23 protein-coding genes are annotated in these 19,705 nt (G+C 61.2%); 22 read left to right on the top strand and 1 reads right to left on the bottom strand.

Translation table 11 applies throughout. From position 1 onward, the window contains the following. Positions 1-214 precede the first annotated feature (214 nt). The 22 genes from AC1Q9F_RS07410 (at position 215) to recX (ending at position 18,269) form a co-directional block, all read left to right on the top strand. Positions 215-2,218: a phage tail tape measure protein gene (locus tag AC1Q9F_RS07410; protein ID WP_492619650.1), complete on the top strand. Its 2,004-nt coding sequence runs from the start codon at positions 215-217 to the stop codon at positions 2,216-2,218. Then, on the top strand, positions 2,215-2,598 hold the full coding sequence (locus AC1Q9F_RS07405; protein ID WP_179692481.1) for a phage tail protein: 384 nt from the start codon (positions 2,215-2,217) through the stop codon (positions 2,596-2,598). Before AC1Q9F_RS07410 ends, AC1Q9F_RS07405 begins: the two co-directional genes overlap by 4 nt. Further along, complete coding sequence (locus AC1Q9F_RS07400; RefSeq protein WP_085605268.1) at positions 2,591-2,803, top strand: tail protein X; 213 nt, start codon at positions 2,591-2,593, stop codon at positions 2,801-2,803. The genes AC1Q9F_RS07405 and AC1Q9F_RS07400 overlap by 8 nt, the downstream gene beginning before the upstream one ends. Before the next feature lie 9 nt (positions 2,804-2,812). Next, complete coding sequence (locus tag AC1Q9F_RS07395; RefSeq protein WP_492619651.1) at positions 2,813-3,841, top strand: phage late control D family protein; 1,029 nt, start codon at positions 2,813-2,815, stop codon at positions 3,839-3,841. Positions 3,842-3,903: 62 nt separating this feature from the next. Then, positions 3,904-4,488 (top strand): phage tail terminator protein, encoded by a 585-nt coding sequence (locus AC1Q9F_RS07390; protein ID WP_492619652.1) that lies wholly within the window; start codon positions 3,904-3,906, stop codon positions 4,486-4,488. After that, complete coding sequence (locus AC1Q9F_RS07385) at positions 4,485-4,664, top strand: DUF2635 domain-containing protein (RefSeq protein WP_492619653.1); 180 nt, start codon at positions 4,485-4,487, stop codon at positions 4,662-4,664. The genes AC1Q9F_RS07390 and AC1Q9F_RS07385 overlap by 4 nt, the downstream gene beginning before the upstream one ends. Next, positions 4,664-6,160, top strand: coding sequence for a phage tail sheath subtilisin-like domain-containing protein (locus tag AC1Q9F_RS07380; protein WP_085748141.1), 1,497 nt, complete (start codon positions 4,664-4,666; stop codon positions 6,158-6,160). Before AC1Q9F_RS07385 ends, AC1Q9F_RS07380 begins: the two co-directional genes overlap by 1 nt. Positions 6,161-6,227: 67 nt before the next feature. Next, the gene (locus AC1Q9F_RS07375) at positions 6,228-6,575 is read left to right on the top strand and encodes a phage tail tube protein (RefSeq protein ID WP_085697365.1); all 348 of its coding nucleotides are present in this window, start codon (positions 6,228-6,230) and stop codon (positions 6,573-6,575) included. Then, positions 6,572-6,868 carry a phage tail assembly protein gene (locus tag AC1Q9F_RS07370; protein ID WP_085748142.1) on the top strand — a complete coding sequence of 99 codons (297 nt, stop codon included), beginning with the start codon at positions 6,572-6,574 and terminating at the stop codon, positions 6,866-6,868. Before AC1Q9F_RS07375 ends, AC1Q9F_RS07370 begins: the two co-directional genes overlap by 4 nt. Before the next feature lie 130 nt (positions 6,869-6,998). Beyond that, positions 6,999-8,870 (top strand): hypothetical protein, encoded by a 1,872-nt coding sequence (locus AC1Q9F_RS07365; protein WP_492619654.1) that lies wholly within the window; start codon positions 6,999-7,001, stop codon positions 8,868-8,870. After that, on the top strand, positions 8,857-10,092 hold the full coding sequence (locus tag AC1Q9F_RS07360) for a DNA circularization protein (RefSeq protein WP_207985195.1): 1,236 nt from the start codon (positions 8,857-8,859) through the stop codon (positions 10,090-10,092). Before AC1Q9F_RS07365 ends, AC1Q9F_RS07360 begins: the two co-directional genes overlap by 14 nt. A gap of 3 nt (positions 10,093-10,095) precedes the next feature. Beyond that, entirely contained in the window at positions 10,096-11,139 is a 1,044-nt protein-coding gene (locus AC1Q9F_RS07355) for a phage baseplate assembly protein (protein WP_492619655.1), read from the top strand. A gap of 28 nt (positions 11,140-11,167) precedes the next feature. Next, a complete protein-coding gene (locus AC1Q9F_RS07350; protein ID WP_492619656.1) occupies positions 11,168-11,677 on the top strand; it encodes a phage baseplate assembly protein V in 510 nt (169 codons plus the stop codon). Continuing rightward, positions 11,677-12,075 carry a phage GP46 family protein gene (locus tag AC1Q9F_RS07345; RefSeq protein ID WP_179692472.1) on the top strand — a complete coding sequence of 133 codons (399 nt, stop codon included), beginning with the start codon at positions 11,677-11,679 and terminating at the stop codon, positions 12,073-12,075. The genes AC1Q9F_RS07350 and AC1Q9F_RS07345 overlap by 1 nt, the downstream gene beginning before the upstream one ends. Then, positions 12,065-13,108 carry a baseplate J/gp47 family protein gene (locus AC1Q9F_RS07340; RefSeq protein WP_492619657.1) on the top strand — a complete coding sequence of 348 codons (1,044 nt, stop codon included), beginning with the start codon at positions 12,065-12,067 and terminating at the stop codon, positions 13,106-13,108. Before AC1Q9F_RS07345 ends, AC1Q9F_RS07340 begins: the two co-directional genes overlap by 11 nt. After that, a complete protein-coding gene (locus tag AC1Q9F_RS07335; RefSeq protein WP_207985199.1) occupies positions 13,096-13,695 on the top strand; it encodes a YmfQ family protein in 600 nt (199 codons plus the stop codon). The genes AC1Q9F_RS07340 and AC1Q9F_RS07335 overlap by 13 nt, the downstream gene beginning before the upstream one ends. Before the next feature lie 10 nt (positions 13,696-13,705). After that, the gene (locus AC1Q9F_RS07330) at positions 13,706-14,866 is read left to right on the top strand and encodes a phage tail protein (RefSeq protein WP_207985200.1); all 1,161 of its coding nucleotides are present in this window, start codon (positions 13,706-13,708) and stop codon (positions 14,864-14,866) included. Between the two features lie 137 nt (positions 14,867-15,003). Further along, complete coding sequence (locus AC1Q9F_RS07325) at positions 15,004-15,567, top strand: glycoside hydrolase family 19 protein (RefSeq protein ID WP_492619658.1); 564 nt, start codon at positions 15,004-15,006, stop codon at positions 15,565-15,567. Then, complete coding sequence (locus AC1Q9F_RS07320; protein WP_492619659.1) at positions 15,549-16,079, top strand: lysis system i-spanin subunit Rz; 531 nt, start codon at positions 15,549-15,551, stop codon at positions 16,077-16,079. The genes AC1Q9F_RS07325 and AC1Q9F_RS07320 overlap by 19 nt, the downstream gene beginning before the upstream one ends. 68 nt (positions 16,080-16,147) lie before the next feature. Beyond that, complete coding sequence (locus AC1Q9F_RS07315; RefSeq protein WP_273896429.1) at positions 16,148-16,648, top strand: CinA family protein; 501 nt, start codon at positions 16,148-16,150, stop codon at positions 16,646-16,648. A gap of 83 nt (positions 16,649-16,731) precedes the next feature. Continuing rightward, positions 16,732-17,790 carry a recombinase RecA gene (gene recA / locus AC1Q9F_RS07310; protein ID WP_003222269.1) on the top strand — a complete coding sequence of 353 codons (1,059 nt, stop codon included), beginning with the start codon at positions 16,732-16,734 and terminating at the stop codon, positions 17,788-17,790. An 8-nt stretch (positions 17,791-17,798) separates the two neighbouring features. Then, a complete protein-coding gene (recX, locus tag AC1Q9F_RS07305; RefSeq protein WP_039771298.1) occupies positions 17,799-18,269 on the top strand; it encodes a recombination regulator RecX in 471 nt (156 codons plus the stop codon). 64 nt (positions 18,270-18,333) lie between these two features. On the opposite strand, the gene AC1Q9F_RS07300 is transcribed toward recX, so the two are convergent. Beyond that, positions 18,334-19,452 carry an LOG family protein gene (locus tag AC1Q9F_RS07300; RefSeq protein WP_115076770.1) on the bottom strand — a complete coding sequence of 373 codons (1,119 nt, stop codon included), beginning with the start codon at positions 19,450-19,452 and terminating at the stop codon, positions 18,334-18,336. Positions 19,453-19,705: the final 253 nt, after the last annotated feature.

Here is a 19,705-nt window from a genome sequence, read left to right as displayed (position 1 = left end):
TAAACAGGAGTAGAGCGGCATGGCAGAGAGCAAGATTTCGCTCATGAATGCCGGTGACAGCGCCGGCGCAGGGTTCGGCAGTATCGCTCTGAGCACTGCTGCACTCGCAGGTGCCGGGCAATTTGCTGTTGATCAGACCAGCGACCTGCGTCAGGCACTGCTGACGGCCAGCGGAAAAATCGTGCTGCTGACTTCGGCAATCGATGCATTGAGCGTGACCCTGTCCGCCTTGCGTGCGTTGCCACAGGCTGCGAGTGCCGGAGCGAAGAGTGAGTCCTCCGGCGGACAGAAAACGCCGGAAAAATTGTCGGGAGGCGCTGACCTCCCCGAGGTGCGCAAGGCCGCGATGGCCATGGATTCGGCAGCGGCCACTCTTGCAAGCGTGGCGCAGCTTTCCCGCGATGACGGGAAAGAAATGGCCCTCACCAGCCTGAAAATGGCCAGTGCCACGCTGGTGGCTGCTGGGGGCACTACCGGGGTCGAACTGGTCAGGATTGAAACCCTGGCAGCCAAGGCGGGAATCGGTAGCGAAGCGGTAAACGCCGAGGGCAAGAAGCGCGAATTGCTCACTTTTGCCAGCGATGCTGCCATTACTGCATCGGCATTCAAGGTGACCGGGCTGGACGCCGGTGAAATGTTGAAGGTCTGGCGCACCTCGATGAAACTCTCGCGCGATCAAGCCCTTGATCTGGCGGATGCGGCCAATCATCTCGGCAAAATGCCCGGAGATGTCCAGGCCGCTGATATCGGTTCTGTTCTGCAACAGTCGGGCGAGGCGGCGGTCAGCGCAGGCTTGCAGCCTGAACAGGCAGCGGCGTTGTCGGCAGCGCTGCTGAACAGCGGCGCGAAAAAAGACGATGCCGGGAATGCTTTGAAGAACATTTCCAATGCATTGGGCAAGGGCGATCAAGCATCCATTGCCGAGAAGGGTGCATGGAAGCAATTGGGCCTGGATCCCAAGGCCGTGGCCGAAGCCATGCGGGATCCTGACAAACAGAATGCCCAAGGCGCCGTTCTATCGGTACTTGCAGCGCTGAATGCCAAACCGGCGGAGCAGCGTTCGACATTGGCCCGGACATTGTTCGCTGACAGTGGAGACGCCGCGTTGTCGCTGTCCCAGGACCTGGGCAAGGTGAACGAAGCCTTTTACCTGGTGAGCGACAAAAGCCGATACGCGACATCGAAGCTGGGTGATAAAAGCTCGGTGAAAGAGTCTGCACTGGCACTTGCCAACACTCAGCAGGGGCAGTGGAACATCAAGAATGCCCGCGAGGAGCGTTTGTCGGTCGCCAAAGGCAATGCACTGGCGCCGGATATCGAAAAACCCGGTGAGAGCCATTCGATAGACACGCTGAGCGATCTGGCCGAAACCTACCCGAAAACCACGGGTGCTGTTCTGACGGCGACGGCCTGGATCAAACCGGTGTTCGACGCCGTGACCGATGCGGTGGTCGGTGAGCTGAAAGACCGGGGAGGCAAATGGATCGTTGATAAAGCTGCCAGTTACCTTCCCGGTCGTTCAAAGCTCGGCTTGTCTGCAGCAACCTCTGCGACGGCCGTGGCTGAAACTCAGGGCCTGGCTCTGGCCAGTCGCAGTGCCAGCGCTGGCAACGGTCTGAAAATACTCGAACAGACTGCAAGGGTTGCTGCTCCGCGGCTGGAGCCTATGCTCGCATCGGTACAGCCGGCCTCGCGCTGGATGCCTTGGCAGGCGAAGGCGGCGATGGGGGCTTCGGCTGTTGCCGCAGGTATTGCCAGCGGTGACAAACAGCAGATCGCGCAAGGTCTCGGTGCCGCTGGTGGCGCCTGGGCCGGTGCGGTCGCCGGCAGCTCGATCGGCGCCTCCATAGGAAGTGTGGGGCTGGCGCCGGGCATTGCACTTGGCGGTCTGATTGGTGGACTGGTCGGGGGATGGCTGGGCGCTGAAGGAGGGGAGTTTTTAGGTGAGAAACTGATGTCCAGCGCACCGGACAAACTCGCCCCGCCGGCCGAAGTCGCCAAAGACCTGGCTGGCGCACAGACGCAAAACCAGCAGGTTTCCTTCTCTCCGACGATCCAGGTCAATTGTCCTGCCCCCGACACTGCCCAACAGATTCAGTCGATCATCGAGCAACAGATTTCCGGTCAATTCCATGGCCAATTCATGCCGCTGCTGATGGGCGCTAACCCACTCGGGACGCGTCGTGATGCAGCCCTGACTGACGGAGCCGGTACATGAAACAACAAATGGCACTGGGCAGTTTCATCTTTGGCCTGTCCCGGAATTTTGCGTACAGCACGCTGGCGCGAAAGTCCGATGGCGGCTGGACCGAGCTGCAGATCCTCAACAGCAAGCCCAAAGCCCATCAGATAGGGCAGAAGCCCGAAACCCTGACCATCGGCGGCACCTCGATGTACGCCGTGGCGATGGACCGGCTCGATGAGCTGCGGGCGCTGCAAGCGTTGAGAGCGCCGCTGCCGTTGATTGACGGCATTGGCCGCAACTGGGGTTTGTGGCGGATCACCAGCATCGACGAAAACCAGAGCGAGGTCATCGATGACGGCACCGCGATGGTGATCAAGTGGGTGATCGTATTGACGGAGTTCAACAATGCGTAAGGTACGAAGCGTGGCCGGTGATTCGGTGAATCTTCTGCTGTACCGCGAAACCGGTCGCAGCGATGACAGCGCCGAAGAAGCCCTCTGGACACTCAACCCGACCCTGGCCGAGCACGGCCCGATCCTGCCGGCAGGTGTCTGGGTGACGCTGCCGGAGCTCGACAGCAGACCGGCTGCAATCAAACCGGTTCTGGCCTGGGATTAAGGAGGCTGCATGGCACAGGGATTTACGCCGGCGATCGAAATCTACGGCGCCAACAAAGACTTGCTGAACCAGCGCCTGATCAGTTGGGAGCACATCGATGCCGCCGGCATGGAATCCGACCAACTGACGTTGGTGCTCGATCTGGAAGGCCTTGAAGGCTTGCCGACCCTGGGCGGAAAAATTGGTTTGCGGGTCGGTTATCTGGAATCCAGGCTGGTCGACAAGGGCCAGTTCAAGGTCACTCGACTGACACCCACGCTGTTCCCGCTGCGCCTGACGCTGGTCGCAACCGCAGCCCCTTTCAGCGGCAAGGACGAAACCGGATTCAAGGAACGGCGCACGGCCAGTCATGGCCCCACAACACTTGGCGGGCTGTTTAGCCAACTGGTTGAGTCGCACGGTTTCTCGCCGCGGGTCGATCCCGAACTGGCGCTGATCAGGATCGCTCATGTCGACCAGTCGAACGAAACCGACATGAGCTTCATCACGCGGCTGGCGAAAAAGTACGACGCGGTGGCCAAGCCGTTCAACGACCTCTACGTACTGGCGAAACCGGCGCAACTCAAAAACCTGTCGGGCCAGGTGATACCGGACGTCAGGCTGTCGGTGACCCACAACAATCGGCCGGGCGAACACGCCTTCATCAGCGCCACGCTGGAAGAGACCGCCCGCACCCAGAATCAGGGTTGCAAGACCAGCTTTTGGGACAGTGCTCTTGGCAAGCTGCGGGAGGTGATTACCGGTTCCGAGCCCTACAAGGTCATTCGCCAGAGACTGGCCAGCGAAGAAGAAGCCAAAACCATCGGCGAAGCCGAAGTGCGCAAGATGCTGCGCGAGAAATACAAGCTGAAGGTCACCTGCCCGGGCGACCCGCTGTTGGTGGCCGAAGGTCTGCTGGTGCTCGATGACACCTGGCCCGACTTCATGCGCGGTCGCTGGTCGATTGAAAAAGTCACCGCCAGTGGCAAGCGCGAAGAAAGCTATCGCTGCCTGATCGAAGCGACCGGCCAGGATCCCGAGGCAAAAGCCAGGGACTGATCCCCCCGATCTCACCGCCACACGCATCACTGTGGCCACTCACACATCCTGGAACGCTCCCAATGAAGATCTCCCCGATCCTCACGCAGCTGCGTGCGCAATGCCCAAGCCTTGCCGGCCATATCGCGACAGGTGTCGACCTGGCGCTCCTGCAAGGCGACCCGAACCTGCCGATGCCCTCGGCCCATGTTTTACCGCTGGCTGATGAAGCCAGCGCCAGCACCGCTCAGAACGCCGCCCGCCAGCCGATCCGCGACCGCTTCGAAATCGTCCTGGTGCTTGATGCCACGGACGCTACAAAAGCGCTGGATCTGTTGCACGACCTGCGCGCCGAACTGTGGCGTGCACTGGTGGGGTTCAAGCCCGATTCCAGCTACAGCGCCATCGTTTATGACGGCGGCGAAATGGTCTCGATCAACAGCAGCCGCGCGTTCTACCGGCTGCGCTTTTTTGCCGAGTTCCAGCTGGGCCGCAATCTGCCAAGTCAGCCTGCGGAGAGTTGGCACGAACGCGAACTGGACGGTTTGTCGTCCTTTACCGGGGTCACCGTGCAGGTCGATGCGATCGACCCGGCCGACCCCAACCTGAAACACCCGGGCCCTGACGGGCGCGTGGAACTGACTTTCTCTGGAGACGTAACCCCATGAGCAACCGCATCACCGTAGTGCCGGGCGCCGGCCGTGCCGTGCCGGACCCGGAAGCAGGCGACCTGCTGCCACTGGAAGGCCGTGAAGTGCTGGACAGCGCCTGGTGGCGCCGGCGTCTGGCCGACGGCGATATCACCCTCAAAACCGCAACAGCTAAACAAAAGGGAGCCAAATAATGGCGATCGGATTCAGCAACATCCCTGCGGACATTCGTGTACCGCTGTTCTATGCCGAAATGGACAACTCGGCCGCCAATAGCGCGACCTCGTCCATGCGTCGCCTGATCGTGGCGCAGGTCAACGACGACATCGCTCCGGGCGAAGTCGGCAAACTGGTGCTGGTTTCCAGCGTGGCGCTGGCCAAGAGCATTGGCGGCCAAGGCTCGATGCTCGCGTCCATGTACGAAACCTTCCGCAAGGCTGACCCGATCGGCGAGATCTGGTGCCTGCCGCTGCACAACGCTACCGGCGCCATCGCCAAAGGCGTAGTGACCCTGACCGGCACCGCGACCCAGGCTGGCGTGCTCAACCTGTATGTCGGCGGTGTTCGCGTACAGGCCACCATCGCCAACGGTGCCACCGCTGCGCAAGCGGCCACTTCGCTGGCGCAGAAAGTCAATGCCACCGCCGATCTGCCGGTGAGCGCGACCGTCGCAGAGGGTGTCGTAACGCTCAACGCCAAATGGACTGGCGACAGCGGTAATGACATCAGTCTGCAATTCAATCGCCTGGGCAAGAGCAACGGCGAAGAAACGCCGGCCGGCCTGGTCACCGCGATCACGCCGATGATCGGTGGTGTCGGCGTGCCGGATCAGGTGGCAGCGGTTGCTGCGCTGGGTGACGAGCCGTTCGAATTCATCGCGCTACCATGGTCCGACCTGGCCACCCTCAACACCTGGCAAGCGGTGATGGATGACAGCACCGGTCGCTGGTCGTGGGCCAAGCAACTGTTCGGTCATGTGTACAGCGCCAAGCGCGGCACCGTCGGCACTCTGGTGGCAGCCGGTCAGGCGCGCAACGACCAGCACGTGACCATTCAGGCACTGGAGCAGGGCGTTCCGCAACCGGTCTGGGTGCAAGCCGCCGCATTGACTGCGCGCACCGCCGTGTTCATTTCCGCCGACGCCAGCCGTCCGACCCAGAGCGGCAGCCTGCCGGGTGTCGATCCGGCCCCGGCCAGTGAGCGCTTCACCCTGACCGAGCGTCAGTCGCTGCTCAACTACGGCATCGCCACCGCGTACTACGAAGGCGGTTACGTGCGCATCCAGCGCTCGATCACCACCTACCAGAAGAACGCCTACGGCCAGGCCGACAACTCGTACCTGGACAGCGAAACCATGCACCAGTCGGCGTTCATCGTGCGTCGTCTGCAAAGCGTGATCACCAGCAAATACGGTCGCCACAAACTGGCCTCGGATGGCACCCGCTTCGGCGCCGGCCAGCCGATCGTCACCCCGGCGACCATTCGCGGTGAGCTGATCGCCCAGTACGCCAAGCTCGAACTCGAAGGCCACGTGGAAAACGCCGAGCTGTTCGCCGAGCACCTGATCGTCGAGCGCGACGTGCAGGACCCGAGCCGTGTGAACGTGCTGTTCCCGCCGGATTACATCAACGGTCTGCGCGTGTTCGCACTGCTCAACCAGTTCCGTCTGCAGTACGACGACGTCGCCTGATCGGCCCGTTTGACACTGTGATTTCAGCCCACCTTGCGTGGGCTTTTTATTTGAAGGGAGTAACACCATGGGTCAACTGATTGCAGGCACCTGCTACGTCAAGGTCGACGGTGCACAACTGACTATCAACGGCGGCTGCGAAGCCCCGCTGATGGCCGTCAAACGCGAAACCGTCGTGCCGGGTTTCTACAAGGAAACCGACGTCGCGCCGTCGTTCAAGGTGACCGCGCTGCACACCGCCGACTTCCCGCTGAAGAAGCTGATCGAAGGCACCGACATCACCGTCACCTGCGAATTCAGCAACGGCAAAGTCTACGTACTGGCCGGTGCATACCTGGTCGAAGAGCCAGTCTCCAAAGGCGATGACGCCACCATCGAACTGAAATTCGAAGGCATCAAGGGGACCTGGCAATGAGCGGCGCCGTGAAGCTTCAAGTTGCGATCGAAGCTCACGGCGAGCCCCTGACCGAACTCGTCCTGCGCCGTCCTACGGTGCAGGAAGTGCGAGCGATCAAGGCGCTGCCGTACAAGATCGACAAGAGCGAAGAGGTCAGCCTCGACATGGACGTGGCGGCCAAATACATCGCGGTGTGCGCCGGCATTCCGCCGTCGTCGGTCAACCAGCTGGATCTGGCTGACCTCAACGCGCTGAGCTGGGCCGTTGCAGGTTTTTTCATGAGTGCGGCGTCGGAACCATCACCGACCTGATTTCGGTCGCCTATGACCTGGCCTGGTTCTGGAAGGTTGACCCCGAACAGATGATGGCCAGGCCACTGGATGTGCTTCGCGAATCGCTGGAGCACGCGCAACGGATCAATGCGATGCAGCAGGTGCAGTGATGGCTAAAAAAAATACGAGCCAGAGCGCGCAGAAACTTCCTGTCTCGGCTGACATGCTCGCGGTGCTCAAGGGCACCGAGAAAGTGGAGACCGGGATGAAGGGGCTGCGCGGCAAGGTCGCAGCATTCAAGAAAAGTATGGAAGACAGCGGCCTCGAGCCGCTGGATGTCGCCGGGTTCATCTCCGAAGGTGGCCTGCTCAAGCCGTTTCAGGACGGCATCAAGAAGGCCATTGAAGCGCAGGATGCACTGGCGAAAAAAGTCCGGGCGAACAAGGGACTGAAAGTGCCCAAGGTTGTCCACGGAGAAACCTCGGCCAACCTTGAGAAGTTCAACAAGGCACTGGACAAGGTTTCGCTGAAGATCGGTCAGGCGCTGTTGCCGGCAGTCAACAGTATCGTCACCGCTATCACGCCGGTGATCACCTCGATTGGCCAGTTCCTCGCGAACAATCCGTACCTCGTCGAGGGACTGGCAGCCGCGGCGGTGGCGTTCACGGTGGTGACGGTCGGTGCAATGGGCCTCGTCTCGGTGCTGGGTATCCTGGCTTCACCGATCGGCATTGCTGCTGCGATCATCGCCGGGGCTGTGGCGCTGATCGTGATTGGCGCGCGCCTGATCACCAAACACTGGTCTTCGATTTCCGGGGTCTTCAACAAGGTGTGGGCTTTCACCCGTGAAGCCTTCGATAGCGGAGTCACATCCGTGACGGAGGGGCTGGCTTCGATGGGCGCCTCGATCGGCAAAACGTGGGATGAGACAGGTGAGCTGTTCTCTGCGGGCGTCGACAGCGTCACGAAGTTCTTCGACGAGACCGTGGCGAGTGCGACGGCGGGTATCGAAGCACTCAGTGCGAAGTTCTCTTTCTCGCCGCGTGAGGTGATGGACAAGGCGCTGGCAACCACCGGTACGGTCATCAGCGATTTCTTTGACAGTACGATCGCCAGTGCGAAGGCGGGTATCGAAGCACTCAGTGCGAAGTTCTCTTTCTCGCCTCGCGAGGTGATGGACAAGGCGCTGAAAACCGCCAGTACGGTCGTCAGTGATTTCTGGGCCAGTGCGGTCGCCAATGCAACGACTGGCATCGAAAAACTCAAGGCCACGTTCTCGTTTTCACCCCGTGAAGTGTTGAGCCAGGCACTGGCCACTGCCAGTGGCGTGGTCGGTGATTTTTACAACGGCGTGGTAGCCAGCGCAGGGGCGGGTGTGGAATCGCTCAAGGCGCGGTTCAGTTGGTCGCCGATCCAGACGATCAACGAAGCCTGGCAGCCGGTCACTGATGTGTTCTCGGCGCTGCGGGATGTCGTCGGGGCTTCCATGGCCTCGTTGCAGGACAGCTTGCGCCGCGTGTTCGACGTCTTGCCTGTGGAGTCCGCAACGGCGGCATGGGGTGGCGTGACAGGGTACTTTTCCGGTTTGTGGGCATCGTTGACCACGGATGCGCAATCGGTGAAGGGCGTGTTCGGTGACCTTTTCGGCCAGTCTCCGCTGGACTCGATCAAACAGAAGTGGGAGCCCGTCATTGTCTGGTTAAGTGATATGTGGACGAAGCTGCAGAGCCTCTTCGGACAGGTCAAGGAACTGTTGGGTGGCCATTTCTCCGGATTCTTCGAAACCGTAACCGGCAGCGCTACGACACCTGCGGGTGCGGCCGGGTTGAACAGTCCGTTGACACAGTCCTCCAGCGCCCTGATCCAGCAAAGTGCCGCCAACAGCCGCACGCAACTCGAAGGCGGCCTGACGGTGCGCTTCGAAAATGCGCCGGCCGGGCTGCGTACCGATCAACCGCAAACCAATCAGCCGGGCCTGGCGCTGTCTTCGCGCATCGGCTATCGCTCGCTGTCCATGGGAGGTTCCAATGAACTGGCGTGACCGTTTGGTGCCGGCGTCCTTTCGTGGGGTCGGTTTTTGGGTCGACCAGGCGAAAACCCCGGTCGGCCGCAACGGGCAGTTGCACGAATATCCGCAACGCGACCTGCCGTTTTTCGAGGATCTCGGCCAACAGGCCAAGACCCACGACCTGACGGCTTTCATCGTCGGCCCCGATTGCCTTGAACAGCGCGACAAGCTGCTCAAGGCGCTGGAGCAGGGCAGCGGCGAACTGGTGCATCCTTGGCTGGGACGCCTGCAGGTCAAGGTCGGTGAGTGCGACATGACCCACACCCGCCAGGATGGCGGGCTGGTGACTTTCGCACTGAAGTTCTATCCCGACCGCCCCCTGCCGTTTCCGACCGCCACCGTCAGCACGCAGAAGGTGCTGCTGGCCAAGGCTGATACCTTGCTGGGGTCGGCGGTCGGGCGTTTCGAAGAAGTCATGATCCGTATTCAGGCTGCGCGAATCGGCATCAATAATCTTCGCAACAGCCTGACCGGGGTCTTTGACGTGATCAAGGAACAGCTCAAGCCATTGATCGAGCAGTACAAAGAGATCACCGAGCTGGTCAAGGCCGTCAAGGAGTTGCCCAAGGAAGTGGCGGCGGAGTTCAAGGGCTTGCTGGGCGACATCAAGTCACTGAAGGAATTCGCGAAGGAAGGTTACCGTGGCGTGATTGCCGACGTGTCCGGACAGATCGAAGCCATCCGCAAGGCCGATGCGCCGAAAATCACCACCGGCAAGGACACCACGGCAGCGGCGCAGGCCATGGCCGACCTGGTGCAGGACACGCTGATCGTCAAAGTGGCGCAGTGGGTTGCCTCGATGCCGGTGGCTTCGACACCGGTGAAACTGACGTCGACGCCCACCGTGGCCCAGCAGGCGATCCAGCCGGTTACCCGCCAGGAAGTACCGGTCACCGACGATCTGCAACTGCTGCAAAAAGAGCTGATCGAGGCGCTCCAGCTGGCGCAGAACAAGGCCGATCCCGCGCACTATCAAGCCATCAGCGATGTGAAGGAAGCGCTGATCGCGCACCTCAAGGCTGTGGCGTCGTCCGGTGTGCGACTGGTCAGCAAGTCGTTTCAGGAGAGCCTGCCGGCGCTGGTCGTGGCCTACAAGCAATTTGCCGATGCGACCCGGGTCACGGAAGTGACCCAGCGCAACGGCATCTCTCATCCGGTGTTCTCACCCAACGATGTGAAAGTCTCCAGGGAGTGAGCCATGGACGAGATGGACAACCACGTCACGCTGACGGTCGGCAACATGGAATATGGCGGCTGGAAAAGCGTGGAAATCAGCGCCGATCTGGAGCGCCAGTTCCGTACCTTCAAACTCGATATCACCTGGCAATGGCCGGGCCAGACCGCCGATCAGAGGATCAATGCCGGGGACCCGTGCGAGGTGAGGATCGGCAAGGATCTGGTTCTCACCGGGTACGTCTTCAAAGCCCCGATCAGCTATGACGGGCGGCAGATCAGCCTGAGTATCGAAGGTAGTTCCAAGACCCAGGATCTGGTGGATTGTGCGGCGCGAAACAACCCCGGCCAATGGCAGGATCAATCGCTGTTGAACATCGTCCAGGCCCTGGCCATGGAGTACGCGTTGATGGTGGTCAACGAAATTCCGGAGACCGCACGCCTGAGCAAACACACCATCGTTCCGGGTGAAACGGTGTTTCAGTCGATCGACCGTCTGCTCTCGCTGTACCGGGTGTTTTCCACCGATGACGCGGAAGGCCGGTTGGTGCTGGCAAGGCCAGGCAGCGGTGGCCGCGCCAGCGATGCGCTGGAGCTGGGCAAGAACATTCTCTCGGCCAATGCGCCGATGGATTACAGCCAGGTGTTCTCCGAATACCGGGTGATCGGCCAGCAAAAGGGCAACGACAAGAAGAGCGGGGCGGCGGTCAGCGAGGTTGAATCCAGCGCGACCGACCTGAGCTTCAAGCGTCGGCGCACCACGATCATCAACGAAGGCTCGCAACTGACGTTCGAATTGGCCCAGCAACGGGCCCAGTGGGAAAGCGCCACGCGCATGGGCCGTGCGCTGACCACCACTTATCAGGTGCAGGGCTGGCGCCAGTCCAACGGCGATCTGTGGCGCCACAACACGCTGGTGAAGGTCAAGGATCCGGTGCTCGGCTTCGATGAAGACATGCTGATCTCCAAGGTGACGTACTCGCTGTCGGCGCAAGGCTCGGTGACCACCCTGCAAGTGGCGCCGCCGCATACCTTCGACGCCAATCCTTCGCCGCCGAAACAAACCTGAGCCCGACACCGCCCTCCAAGGAAACCCTATGAGCCTACTGACACGCCTGCTGGCGCGCGGCACTGTCGTGCTCGCCAGTTCGGCCTCCAAGCTGCAATCGCTGCAAATGCGCCTCACCGCCGGTGAAGTAAACGACGACATGGAGCACTTCGAACCCTACGGCTTCACCAGCCATCCGCTGGCCGGTGCCGAAGGCGTCGTCACGTTTCTCGGCGGTGACCGCTCTCATGCCATCGCTCTGGTGGTCGCCGACCGTCGCTATCGCCTGCAGTCGCTGGCGGCCGGCGAGGTGGCGATCTACACCGACGAGGGCGACAAAATCCACTTCAAGCGCGGGCGGATCATCGACATCGAAACCGCCACGCTCAATATCCGCGCCAGCAGTGCCGTGAACTTCGACACGCCGGTGATCAACCAGACCGGCAAGATCGTGTCCACCGGCGATCAGGTGGCTGGCGGCATCAGCCAGATCAAGCACGTGCACGTCGGCGTGCAGGCCGGCAGCGGCCAGACCGGCGCGCCGGCGGGAGGCCAGTGATGTTTATCAGTCAAAACCTGCACGCCGCGCTGACTCGCGCGGTGTTGATCAGCTTATACACCTGGCGCCGCGCCGCCGACGACGACGCCCTCGACGACGAGGAACGTTACGGCTGGTGGGGCGACACTTTTCCCACCGTGGCCAATGACCGCATCGGTTCACGGCTGTGGCTGCTGCGGCGGGTCAAGCTGACCCGCCAGACCCAGATGGACGCCGAGTTCTACGCCCGTGAAGCCTTGCAATGGCTGATTGATGACGGTCACTGCAGCGCCATCGACATCATCAGCGAACGCCTCGACGCCCAGCGCCTGAACCTGCGCACGGTCCTGACCCTGGCCGACGGCGAGCGCCTGGACATCAATCCCGAAAACAGTTGGCAGGTGATCTATGCCGTTTGAAACCCCTTCGCTGCCGGTGCTGATCAAACGCACCCAAAGCGACCTGGCCGGCGATTCGCTGCGCCAGTCCGATGCGCAAGTCCTGGCCCGCACCCTCGGTGGTGCGGTCTATGGACTGTATGGCTATCTCGATTGGATCGCCGAGCAGATCCTGCCCGACACGGCCGATGAGTCGACCCTCGAACGGATCGCCGCCCTGCGCCTGAACCAGCCGCGCAAATCCGCGCAGGTTGCCACCGGCAGCGTCAGCTTCAGTGCCAGCGCCGGGGCGGTGCTGGATGTCGATACGTTGCTGCAATCGAATGACGGCCGGACTTACCGGGTCACTGCCGCACGCACCACCAGCAACGGCATCAACAGCACGACCATTGCGGCCCTGGACCCCGGTAGCCAGGGCAATGCCGACGCCGGTCTGACGCTGGTGCCGGTGCAACCGATTCTGGGCATTACCGGCAACAGCTTTGCCGTCCTGGCACCCGGGCTGACGGGCGGCATCGCCCGGGAAAGTCTGGAGTCCCTGCGTTCGCGGGTGATCCGCTCCTACCGCCTCATTCCTCACGGCGGTTCCGCTCAGGACTATGAGACATGGGCGCTGGAGTGCCCCGGGATTACCCGGGCATGGTGTCGCGGCAACTTCCTCGGTCCGGGCACGGTCGGCGTATTCGTCATGCGGGACGACGATGCCCAGCCCATTCCCAATGACGAGCAGCTCGCTGAAGTACAGGCCTATATCGAACAGTTGCGGCCGGTGACGGCGGATGTGAGCGTGATGGCGCCAGTGAAAGTGTTAGTGCCTTACAAGCTGCGCATCACGCCTGACACCAGTGCCGTGCGTGCCGCTATCGAAAGTCAGCTGCGCGATTTGCATAACCGTGAGGCGGGTCTGGGCGAGACGCTGTTGCTCAGTCACATCAATGAAGCCATCAGCAGTGCAACGGGTGAGACGGATCACTCCCTCTCATTACCCTCGGCCAATGTCACGGCCGCCAGTAACCAGCTCCTGGCTTTTGGGGGGTGCGAATGGCTGTCTTGAGAAGTGCCACGCAATACCGCGATCAGTTGCGCAACCTGTTGCCCAGTGGCCCGGCCTGGGAGCCGGGGCGAGTTCCGGAGCTCGACCAGGTGCTTGAGGGCATCGCCCAGGAACTGGCGCGGCTTGACGCCCGTGCGATCGACGTCCTCAACGAGATGGATCCGGTCACTGTCAGCGAGTTGGTGCCGGATTGGGAGGCAGTGATGAACCTGCCGGATCCGTGCCTGGGCGCCACACCGCTCTTTGACGATCGGCGACTGGCCGTACGCCGGCGCCTGCTGGCGGTAGGCAGCCAGACGGCATCCTATTTCGTCGAGGTCGCACGAAGCCAGGGGTATCCACAGGCAACGGTCTCCGAACTCCGGGTTCCGCGCATGGGGCGCTCGCGATTTGGCCAGGCGCATTTCGGCACCTGGAGAGCGCAATTCATGTGGATCCTCAATACCGGCGGACGCCTGTCCAGCGGGCGCCGTTTTGGTGCCAGTTACTGGGGGGAGCGTTTCGGCATGAATCCAGGCTCGGCTCTGGAATGCCTCATTCACCGCAGCACACCGGCTCATACCCAGGTGTACATCAACTATGACTAAGGAATGAATAATGGATTATCCAAAGAGTGTGCCCAGCGTTGGGCTGGTCAATGGCAAGTTTGTCGATGAAAACCCGGTGGCCGGTACTCCTGGATCGCTGATCCCGGCGGTTTGGGGCAATTCCGTCACCGAAGAGTTGCTCGGCGTCATCAAGGCCGGTGCGCTGGTTCCTGACGAAGCCAACGTCGGTCAATTGCTCGTGGCCATCCGCAAGATCAATCAGGCGGGTCTCATCGATTTCGCCCTCGACACCGGCGCGGTCAATGCCTATGCCGCCACCTACTCGCCGGCACCAACTACTCTGGTCGACGGTATGGTGCTGCGTTTCAAGGCACTTAATACCAACACCGGCGCCAGTACCTTTTCCGTGGCGGGATCAATCGCCAAACCTATTGTCGGCGTCGATCATTCCCCGCTTCGCTCCGGTGAAATCGTCGCGACGGGCGATGCATGGGTGCAATGGAACAGTTCTGTGGGAAGCGGAGCCTGGATTCTGATTGCGAGTACCGGTGTGGCGCGGCAACTGGGAGCCGACGTCGGCGACGTGAAAACGGTCGCTACCGTCGACGCTCCAAGCGGCTGGCTCAAGTGCAGCGGACAGCCTGTATCGCGGACTCAGTACGCCAATCTGTTTGCCGCGATCGGTACCCGGTTTGGTGCCGGGGATGGTACCAACACCTTCAATGTGCCGGATCTGCGTGGCGAGTTCGTTCGAGGTCTGGACGATGGTCGCGGCGTCGATCCCGGTCGTGTACTGGGCAGCAAACAGGCAGGACAGAACGCCTCGCACATTCACGATGTTTCGGCGGCCGCTGCGGGCAACCACGCTCACACGGCGCGCACGGATGCTGCCGGCGTCCACGCACACGGTGGTGCTGTAGTCGGCGGTGGCGCGTTCAACATTGATGTCGTCATGGGCGGGCAGGGTGTCATCAACGGCGGGAACACGGCGGGGTCGATCATGGGCTCCAGTTCGGCCCCCTTCGTCAACCGCAACTTTACTACCAACGCTCCGGCGCACTCCCACGGCATCGTGGCGGACGGTAACCATGCGCACAACGTGGGTGTGGATGCCGCGGGTCAACACACGCACACGATGTCTGTCGCTGCGTCGGGTGGCAACGAGGCGCGTCCGATGAACACGGCTCTGTTGTATGTCATCAAGTTCTGATGTCTACCATCGGGGACTACTGATCGCTTCGGCGAACAGTCCCCGACAGCACCCCTGAAAATTCTGGCAAAAAATGGCTGGCAGGCTTCAGCCTGCAGCCATGGTTCAATCGGAGCATCCAGGGAGGATCACGCATTATGCAAATAACTGAAAACAACCTTTTAACCATCATGCCCAACGCCCGCTCCCAAGCGGGCGTTTTTGTTTCGGCGCTCAACACGGCCATGGCCCGCCATCGTATCGATACACCGAAACGCATCGCTGCGTTTCTCGCCCAGATCGGACACGAGTCCGGGCAATTGCAGTACGTGCGTGAACTGGGCAACAACCAGTATCTGAGCAAATACGACACCGGTACGCTGGCCTTGCGTCTGGGCAACACCCCGGAAGCCGATGGCGACGGGCAGAAGTATCGCGGGCGCGGGCTGATCCAGATCACCGGGCGCAGCAATTATCGCCAGTGCAGTCTCGGACTTTTCGGTGACGAGCGCCTGCTGGCCTTGCCTGAGCTGCTCGAACAGCCGCAATGGGCGGCAGAGTCCGCGGCGTGGTTCTGGGAGAAGAATGGCTTGAACGAACTGGCGGATCAGGATCAGTTCAACAGCATCACCCGGCGGATCAACGGCGGGTTGAACGGTTTGCAGGATCGACTGGAGCTTTGGGGGCGGGCGAGGGCGGTGTTATGCCTGCCTTCGGTCTGAGCGTCTGGCGGCTGATCGGTCTGATGCTGCTCGCCGCAGGGGCGGCGGCGCTGGCGTGGCAGTTTCAGGACTGGCGCTACGGCCGCCAAATGGCCGAACAGGCGCGGTTGCACGCCGAAACCCTCAATCAACTGACTTCGGCCGCCGCTACCGCGCAGCAGGCCGAGCAGGACAAACGCCTGGCCCTGGAGCAACGGCTCGCGGCCAGCGAACAAACCCATTACCGAGCACTGAACGATGCCCAACGTGATCAGGATCGCCTGCGCGATCGCCTTGCCACTGCTGATCTGCGCCTGTCAGTCCTCATCGACGCAGGCGACGCTGCCCAAGGCTGCGGTGTGCCAGCCGCCTCCGGCGCCAGCGGCGTGGATCATGCAGCCGTACGCGCCCGACTTGACCCGGCGCATGCTCGACGAATTGTCGCCATCACCGGCGAAGGCGACCGCGGACTGATCGCCTTGCAGGCCTGTCAGGCCTATATCAGAGCGCTGGCGCCTGCACATTTTGAATAAGCTTGTGTATTGAAAGCGCAACCGGCTCGTGTACGGTGGTACCCATTCCATCCGATCCGGAGCGCGCCGTGAAAGAAATCACCCAATTGGCTGCCGAACTTGGCCGACGTCTGCAATTGCTCAATGCCCACGTCACGACGGCCGAGTCCTGCACCGGCGGCGGGATTGCCGAAGCGATTACCCGCATTCCGGGGAGTTCGGCGTGGTTCGAGGCGGGTTACGTGACCTACTCCAACCGCCAGAAAACCCAGCAGCTGAATGTACCGACGGAGCTGTTCGGCACCGTGGGTGCGGTCAGTCGCGAAGTGGTCGAGGCCATGGTGCGCGGCGCCCAGGACAAAAGCCTGGCGCGGTTCGCCGTGGCGGTCAGCGGCGTGGCGGGGCCGGACGGCGGTTCGCCGAACAAACCGGTGGGCACTGTCTGGCTGGCGTGGGGCGTGGGCGACCAGGTTTCCAGCGAGGTCCAGCACTTCCCCGGCAACCGCGACGAAGTCCGCCGACAAACGGTGAAGGCCGCGCTAGAGGGCTTGCTGCGACTAGCGGCACGAGAAATCGAAAATCAGGGGTAGGCGATCCGTGAACGCTGTGGAATAATACTGGCTACTTATACAGGTGTTGGCCGTCAGGCCTTATTGATTACGTGAGGACTTTAATGGACGACAACAAGAAGAAAGCCTTGGCTGCGGCCCTGGGTCAGATCGAACGTCAATTCGGCAAGGGTGCCGTAATGCGTATGGGCGATCAGGACCGTCAGGCGATCCCGGCCATTTCCACCGGCTCTCTGGGTCTGGACATCGCACTCGGCATCGGCGGCCTGCCAAAAGGCCGTATCGTTGAAATCTACGGTCCTGAATCTTCCGGTAAAACCACACTGACGCTGTCCGTGATCGCCCAGGCTCAAAAAGCCGGTGCGACCTGCGCCTTCGTCGACGCCGAACACGCCCTCGACCCTGAGTACGCCGGCAAACTGGGCGTCAACGTCGACGACCTGCTGGTTTCCCAGCCGGACACCGGCGAGCAGGCCCTGGAAATCACCGACATGCTGGTGCGCTCCAACGCCGTTGACGTGATCATCGTCGACTCCGTGGCCGCTCTGGTACCGAAGGCTGAAATCGAAGGCGAAATGGGTGACATGCACGTGGGCCTGCAAGCCCGTCTGATGTCCCAGGCGCTGCGTAAAATCACCGGTAACATCAAGAACGCCAACTGCCTGGTGATCTTCATCAACCAGATCCGCATGAAGATCGGCGTGATGTTCGGCAGCCCGGAAACCACCACCGGTGGTAACGCGCTGAAGTTCTACGCCTCGGTTCGTCTCGACATCCGCCGTACTGGCGCGGTGAAGGAAGGCGACGAAGTGGTGGGTAGCGAAACCCGCGTCAAGGTTGTGAAGAACAAGGTGGCTTCGCCGTTCCGTCAGGCCGAGTTCCAGATTCTCTACGGCAAGGGTATTTACCTGAACGGCGAGATGATCGACCTGGGCGTGCTGCACGGTTTCGTCGAGAAGTCCGGCGCCTGGTATGCCTACGAAGGCACCAAGATCGGTCAGGGCAAGGCCAACTCGGCCAAGTTCCTGGCGGACAACCCGGAAGTCGCGGCCAAGCTCGAGAAGCAACTGCGTGACAAACTGCTGTCGCCAGCAGTGATCGCTGACTCCAAGGCTTCTGCGGTCAAAGAGACCGAAGACGACCTGGCTGACGCTGATATCTGATTGCACCGATGACAACCGCCGTACTCGATACCCTCGTCGCGGTGCGGCGAACCGCCATGGACCTGCTCGCACGCCGCGAGCATGGTCGAGTTGAGCTGACGCGCAAACTGCGTCAGCGTGGCGCTCCCCCCGAGATGATCGAAACAGCCCTCGACCGTTTGACGGAAGAAGGGCTGCTTTCCGAAGCCCGTTATCTTGAAAGCTTTGTTTCCTATCGCGCCCGCTCCGGTTACGGCCCACTGCGGATTCGCGAAGAACTGAGCCAGCGCGGTTTGCAACGCGCCGATATCGAACTCGCCTTGCGCGAGAGCGGTATCAACTGGCAGGAGCAGCTAACGGACACGTGGCAACGGAAGTTCTCCGGACAGCTTCCCGGCGATGCCAAGGAACGCGCCAGGCAAGGTCGATTCCTGGCGTACAGGGGATTCTCGATGGAGATGATCAACCGCTTGTTCAGCGGCAGAGGAATGGACGATTAAATCGCCTCAGCTTCAACTAAAAAAACGGCCCGCTATTTCGATAGCGGGCCGTTTTTTTTTGCCTTCACGTTACCTTCGACGGTTCGCGGGTGCGTTGCGCGGTCTGGGGTTTTGACTGGGCCCAGTTTTCCGGCAGGTTGATGTAGTCCACCAGCTCCCGCAAACGCCCGTGATCCCGGGCATTGAAGGCGAATGCCAGACGCGTGAGGTGGCTGAACTGAGCTTCGTCATGTTCTTCGCCAGCGTAGGCGTGTTGATGGAACTGGTCGCTCAGGCACAGATCGGCAAACGCTTCCTGCATATGGTCGAGGGCCTGATCGCTCAGTTTGTGGTTCATGCGAATGACAAACTGGCGCTTGAGCCAGCGGCTGGAGTGGAAGTTGCCGTAGAACTGGTTGATCTGCTCCACTGCCTCTTCAACGTTGTAGACCAGGCGCATCAGCTTCAGGTCGGTCGGCAGGATGTAGCGGTTTTCCTCCAGTTGCTGACGGATGAAGTCCAGCGCGCCTTGCCAGAACGTCCCGCCCGGTGCGTCCAACAGCACCACCGGCACCAGAGGGCTTTTGCCGGTCTGGATCAATGTCAGCACTTCGAGTGCTTCGTCCAGCGTGCCAAACCCGCCGGGGCACAGTACCAGCGCATCGGCTTCCTTGACGAAGAACAGCTTGCGGGTGAAGAAGAAATGGAACGGCAGCAGGTTATTGGTGCCGTCCACGGTGGGGTTGGCATGTTGTTCGAAGGGCAGGGTGATGTTGAACCCCAGGCTGTGATCGCGGCCGGCACCTTCATGGGCGGCGGCCATGATTCCGCCGCCGGCACCGGTAATGACCATCATGTTCGAGCGGGCCAGCGAGGCTCCGAGTTCGCGAGCCATGGCGTAAAGGGGATGTTCGACAGGTGTGCGGGCCGAGCCGAACACTGTGACCTTGCGTCGCCCCTTGAACTGTTCAAGGGTGCGAAAGGCCTGCTCCAGTTCGCGCAGGGCTTGCAGGGTGATCTTGGCGTTCCAGCGGTTGTGGTCTTCCTGGGCCATGCGCAGCACGGTCAGGATCATGTCGCGGTAGATGGGGGAATTCGGGCTGTTGGGTGATACCAGGTTGAGCTGTTCTTCGACCTTGCTGATGAGGTCGTGGCCGCTTTCCTGAAAATGACGGCTGAGCAGGTCATTCGGTTGGTAAGGCATGCAACTTCTCCTTCTGCACAGAGCTTTCGGCCCTGACGTGCGGCGTCAGTGCCGCGCTGCAAGAAAACAAACAGCCGGCAGCTCCTTTCCTGCCGTTAATGAAATGATCGGGAATACGTTGAATCTAGACCCTCAATGCATTTTTCGCTCATTGAGCATTACGCCGCAAAGTCTTTCCTGGCAACTGCTTATTGCTGCTTTGCGAAGTGTTTTCACCGCTCGTCCGATGCCACGTCGAGGGCTGAATGCTCTG

This window comes from Pseudomonas sp. GW823-FHT04A03, from assembly GCF_058796615.1.
Note: the sequence above shows the minus strand (reverse complement) of the source record. Positions and strands in the feature narration are given on the sequence as shown.

Excerpts from the sequence above, each read along its gene's own strand:
- AC1Q9F_RS07325 (WP_492619658.1), top strand. The coding sequence starts at position 15,004 with ATGCAAATAACTGAAAACAACCTTTTAACCATCATGCCCAACGCCCGC.
- AC1Q9F_RS07360 (WP_207985195.1), top strand. The coding sequence starts at position 8,857 with ATGAACTGGCGTGACCGTTTGGTGCCGGCGTCCTTTCGTGGGGTCGGT.
- AC1Q9F_RS07345 (WP_179692472.1), top strand. The coding sequence starts at position 11,677 with ATGTTTATCAGTCAAAACCTGCACGCCGCGCTGACTCGCGCGGTGTTG.
- AC1Q9F_RS07395 (WP_492619651.1), top strand. The coding sequence starts at position 2,813 with ATGGCACAGGGATTTACGCCGGCGATCGAAATCTACGGCGCCAACAAA.
- AC1Q9F_RS07355 (WP_492619655.1), top strand. The coding sequence starts at position 10,096 with ATGGACGAGATGGACAACCACGTCACGCTGACGGTCGGCAACATGGAA.
- AC1Q9F_RS07320 (WP_492619659.1), top strand. The coding sequence starts at position 15,549 with ATGCCTGCCTTCGGTCTGAGCGTCTGGCGGCTGATCGGTCTGATGCTG.
- AC1Q9F_RS07350 (WP_492619656.1), top strand. The coding sequence starts at position 11,168 with ATGAGCCTACTGACACGCCTGCTGGCGCGCGGCACTGTCGTGCTCGCC.
- recA (WP_003222269.1), top strand. The coding sequence starts at position 16,732 with ATGGACGACAACAAGAAGAAAGCCTTGGCTGCGGCCCTGGGTCAGATC.
- AC1Q9F_RS07380 (WP_085748141.1), top strand. The coding sequence starts at position 4,664 with ATGGCGATCGGATTCAGCAACATCCCTGCGGACATTCGTGTACCGCTG.
- AC1Q9F_RS07335 (WP_207985199.1), top strand. The coding sequence starts at position 13,096 with ATGGCTGTCTTGAGAAGTGCCACGCAATACCGCGATCAGTTGCGCAAC.
- AC1Q9F_RS07340 (WP_492619657.1), top strand. The coding sequence starts at position 12,065 with ATGCCGTTTGAAACCCCTTCGCTGCCGGTGCTGATCAAACGCACCCAA.
- AC1Q9F_RS07365 (WP_492619654.1), top strand. The coding sequence starts at position 6,999 with ATGGCTAAAAAAAATACGAGCCAGAGCGCGCAGAAACTTCCTGTCTCG.
- AC1Q9F_RS07400 (WP_085605268.1), top strand. The coding sequence starts at position 2,591 with ATGCGTAAGGTACGAAGCGTGGCCGGTGATTCGGTGAATCTTCTGCTG.
- AC1Q9F_RS07300 (WP_115076770.1), bottom strand. The coding sequence starts at position 19,452 with ATGCCTTACCAACCGAATGACCTGCTCAGCCGTCATTTTCAGGAAAGC.
- recX (WP_039771298.1), top strand. The coding sequence starts at position 17,799 with ATGACAACCGCCGTACTCGATACCCTCGTCGCGGTGCGGCGAACCGCC.
- AC1Q9F_RS07330 (WP_207985200.1), top strand. The coding sequence starts at position 13,706 with ATGGATTATCCAAAGAGTGTGCCCAGCGTTGGGCTGGTCAATGGCAAG.
- AC1Q9F_RS07375 (WP_085697365.1), top strand. The coding sequence starts at position 6,228 with ATGGGTCAACTGATTGCAGGCACCTGCTACGTCAAGGTCGACGGTGCA.
- AC1Q9F_RS07370 (WP_085748142.1), top strand. The coding sequence starts at position 6,572 with ATGAGCGGCGCCGTGAAGCTTCAAGTTGCGATCGAAGCTCACGGCGAG.
- AC1Q9F_RS07405 (WP_179692481.1), top strand. The coding sequence starts at position 2,215 with ATGAAACAACAAATGGCACTGGGCAGTTTCATCTTTGGCCTGTCCCGG.
- AC1Q9F_RS07390 (WP_492619652.1), top strand. The coding sequence starts at position 3,904 with ATGAAGATCTCCCCGATCCTCACGCAGCTGCGTGCGCAATGCCCAAGC.
- AC1Q9F_RS07385 (WP_492619653.1), top strand. The coding sequence starts at position 4,485 with ATGAGCAACCGCATCACCGTAGTGCCGGGCGCCGGCCGTGCCGTGCCG.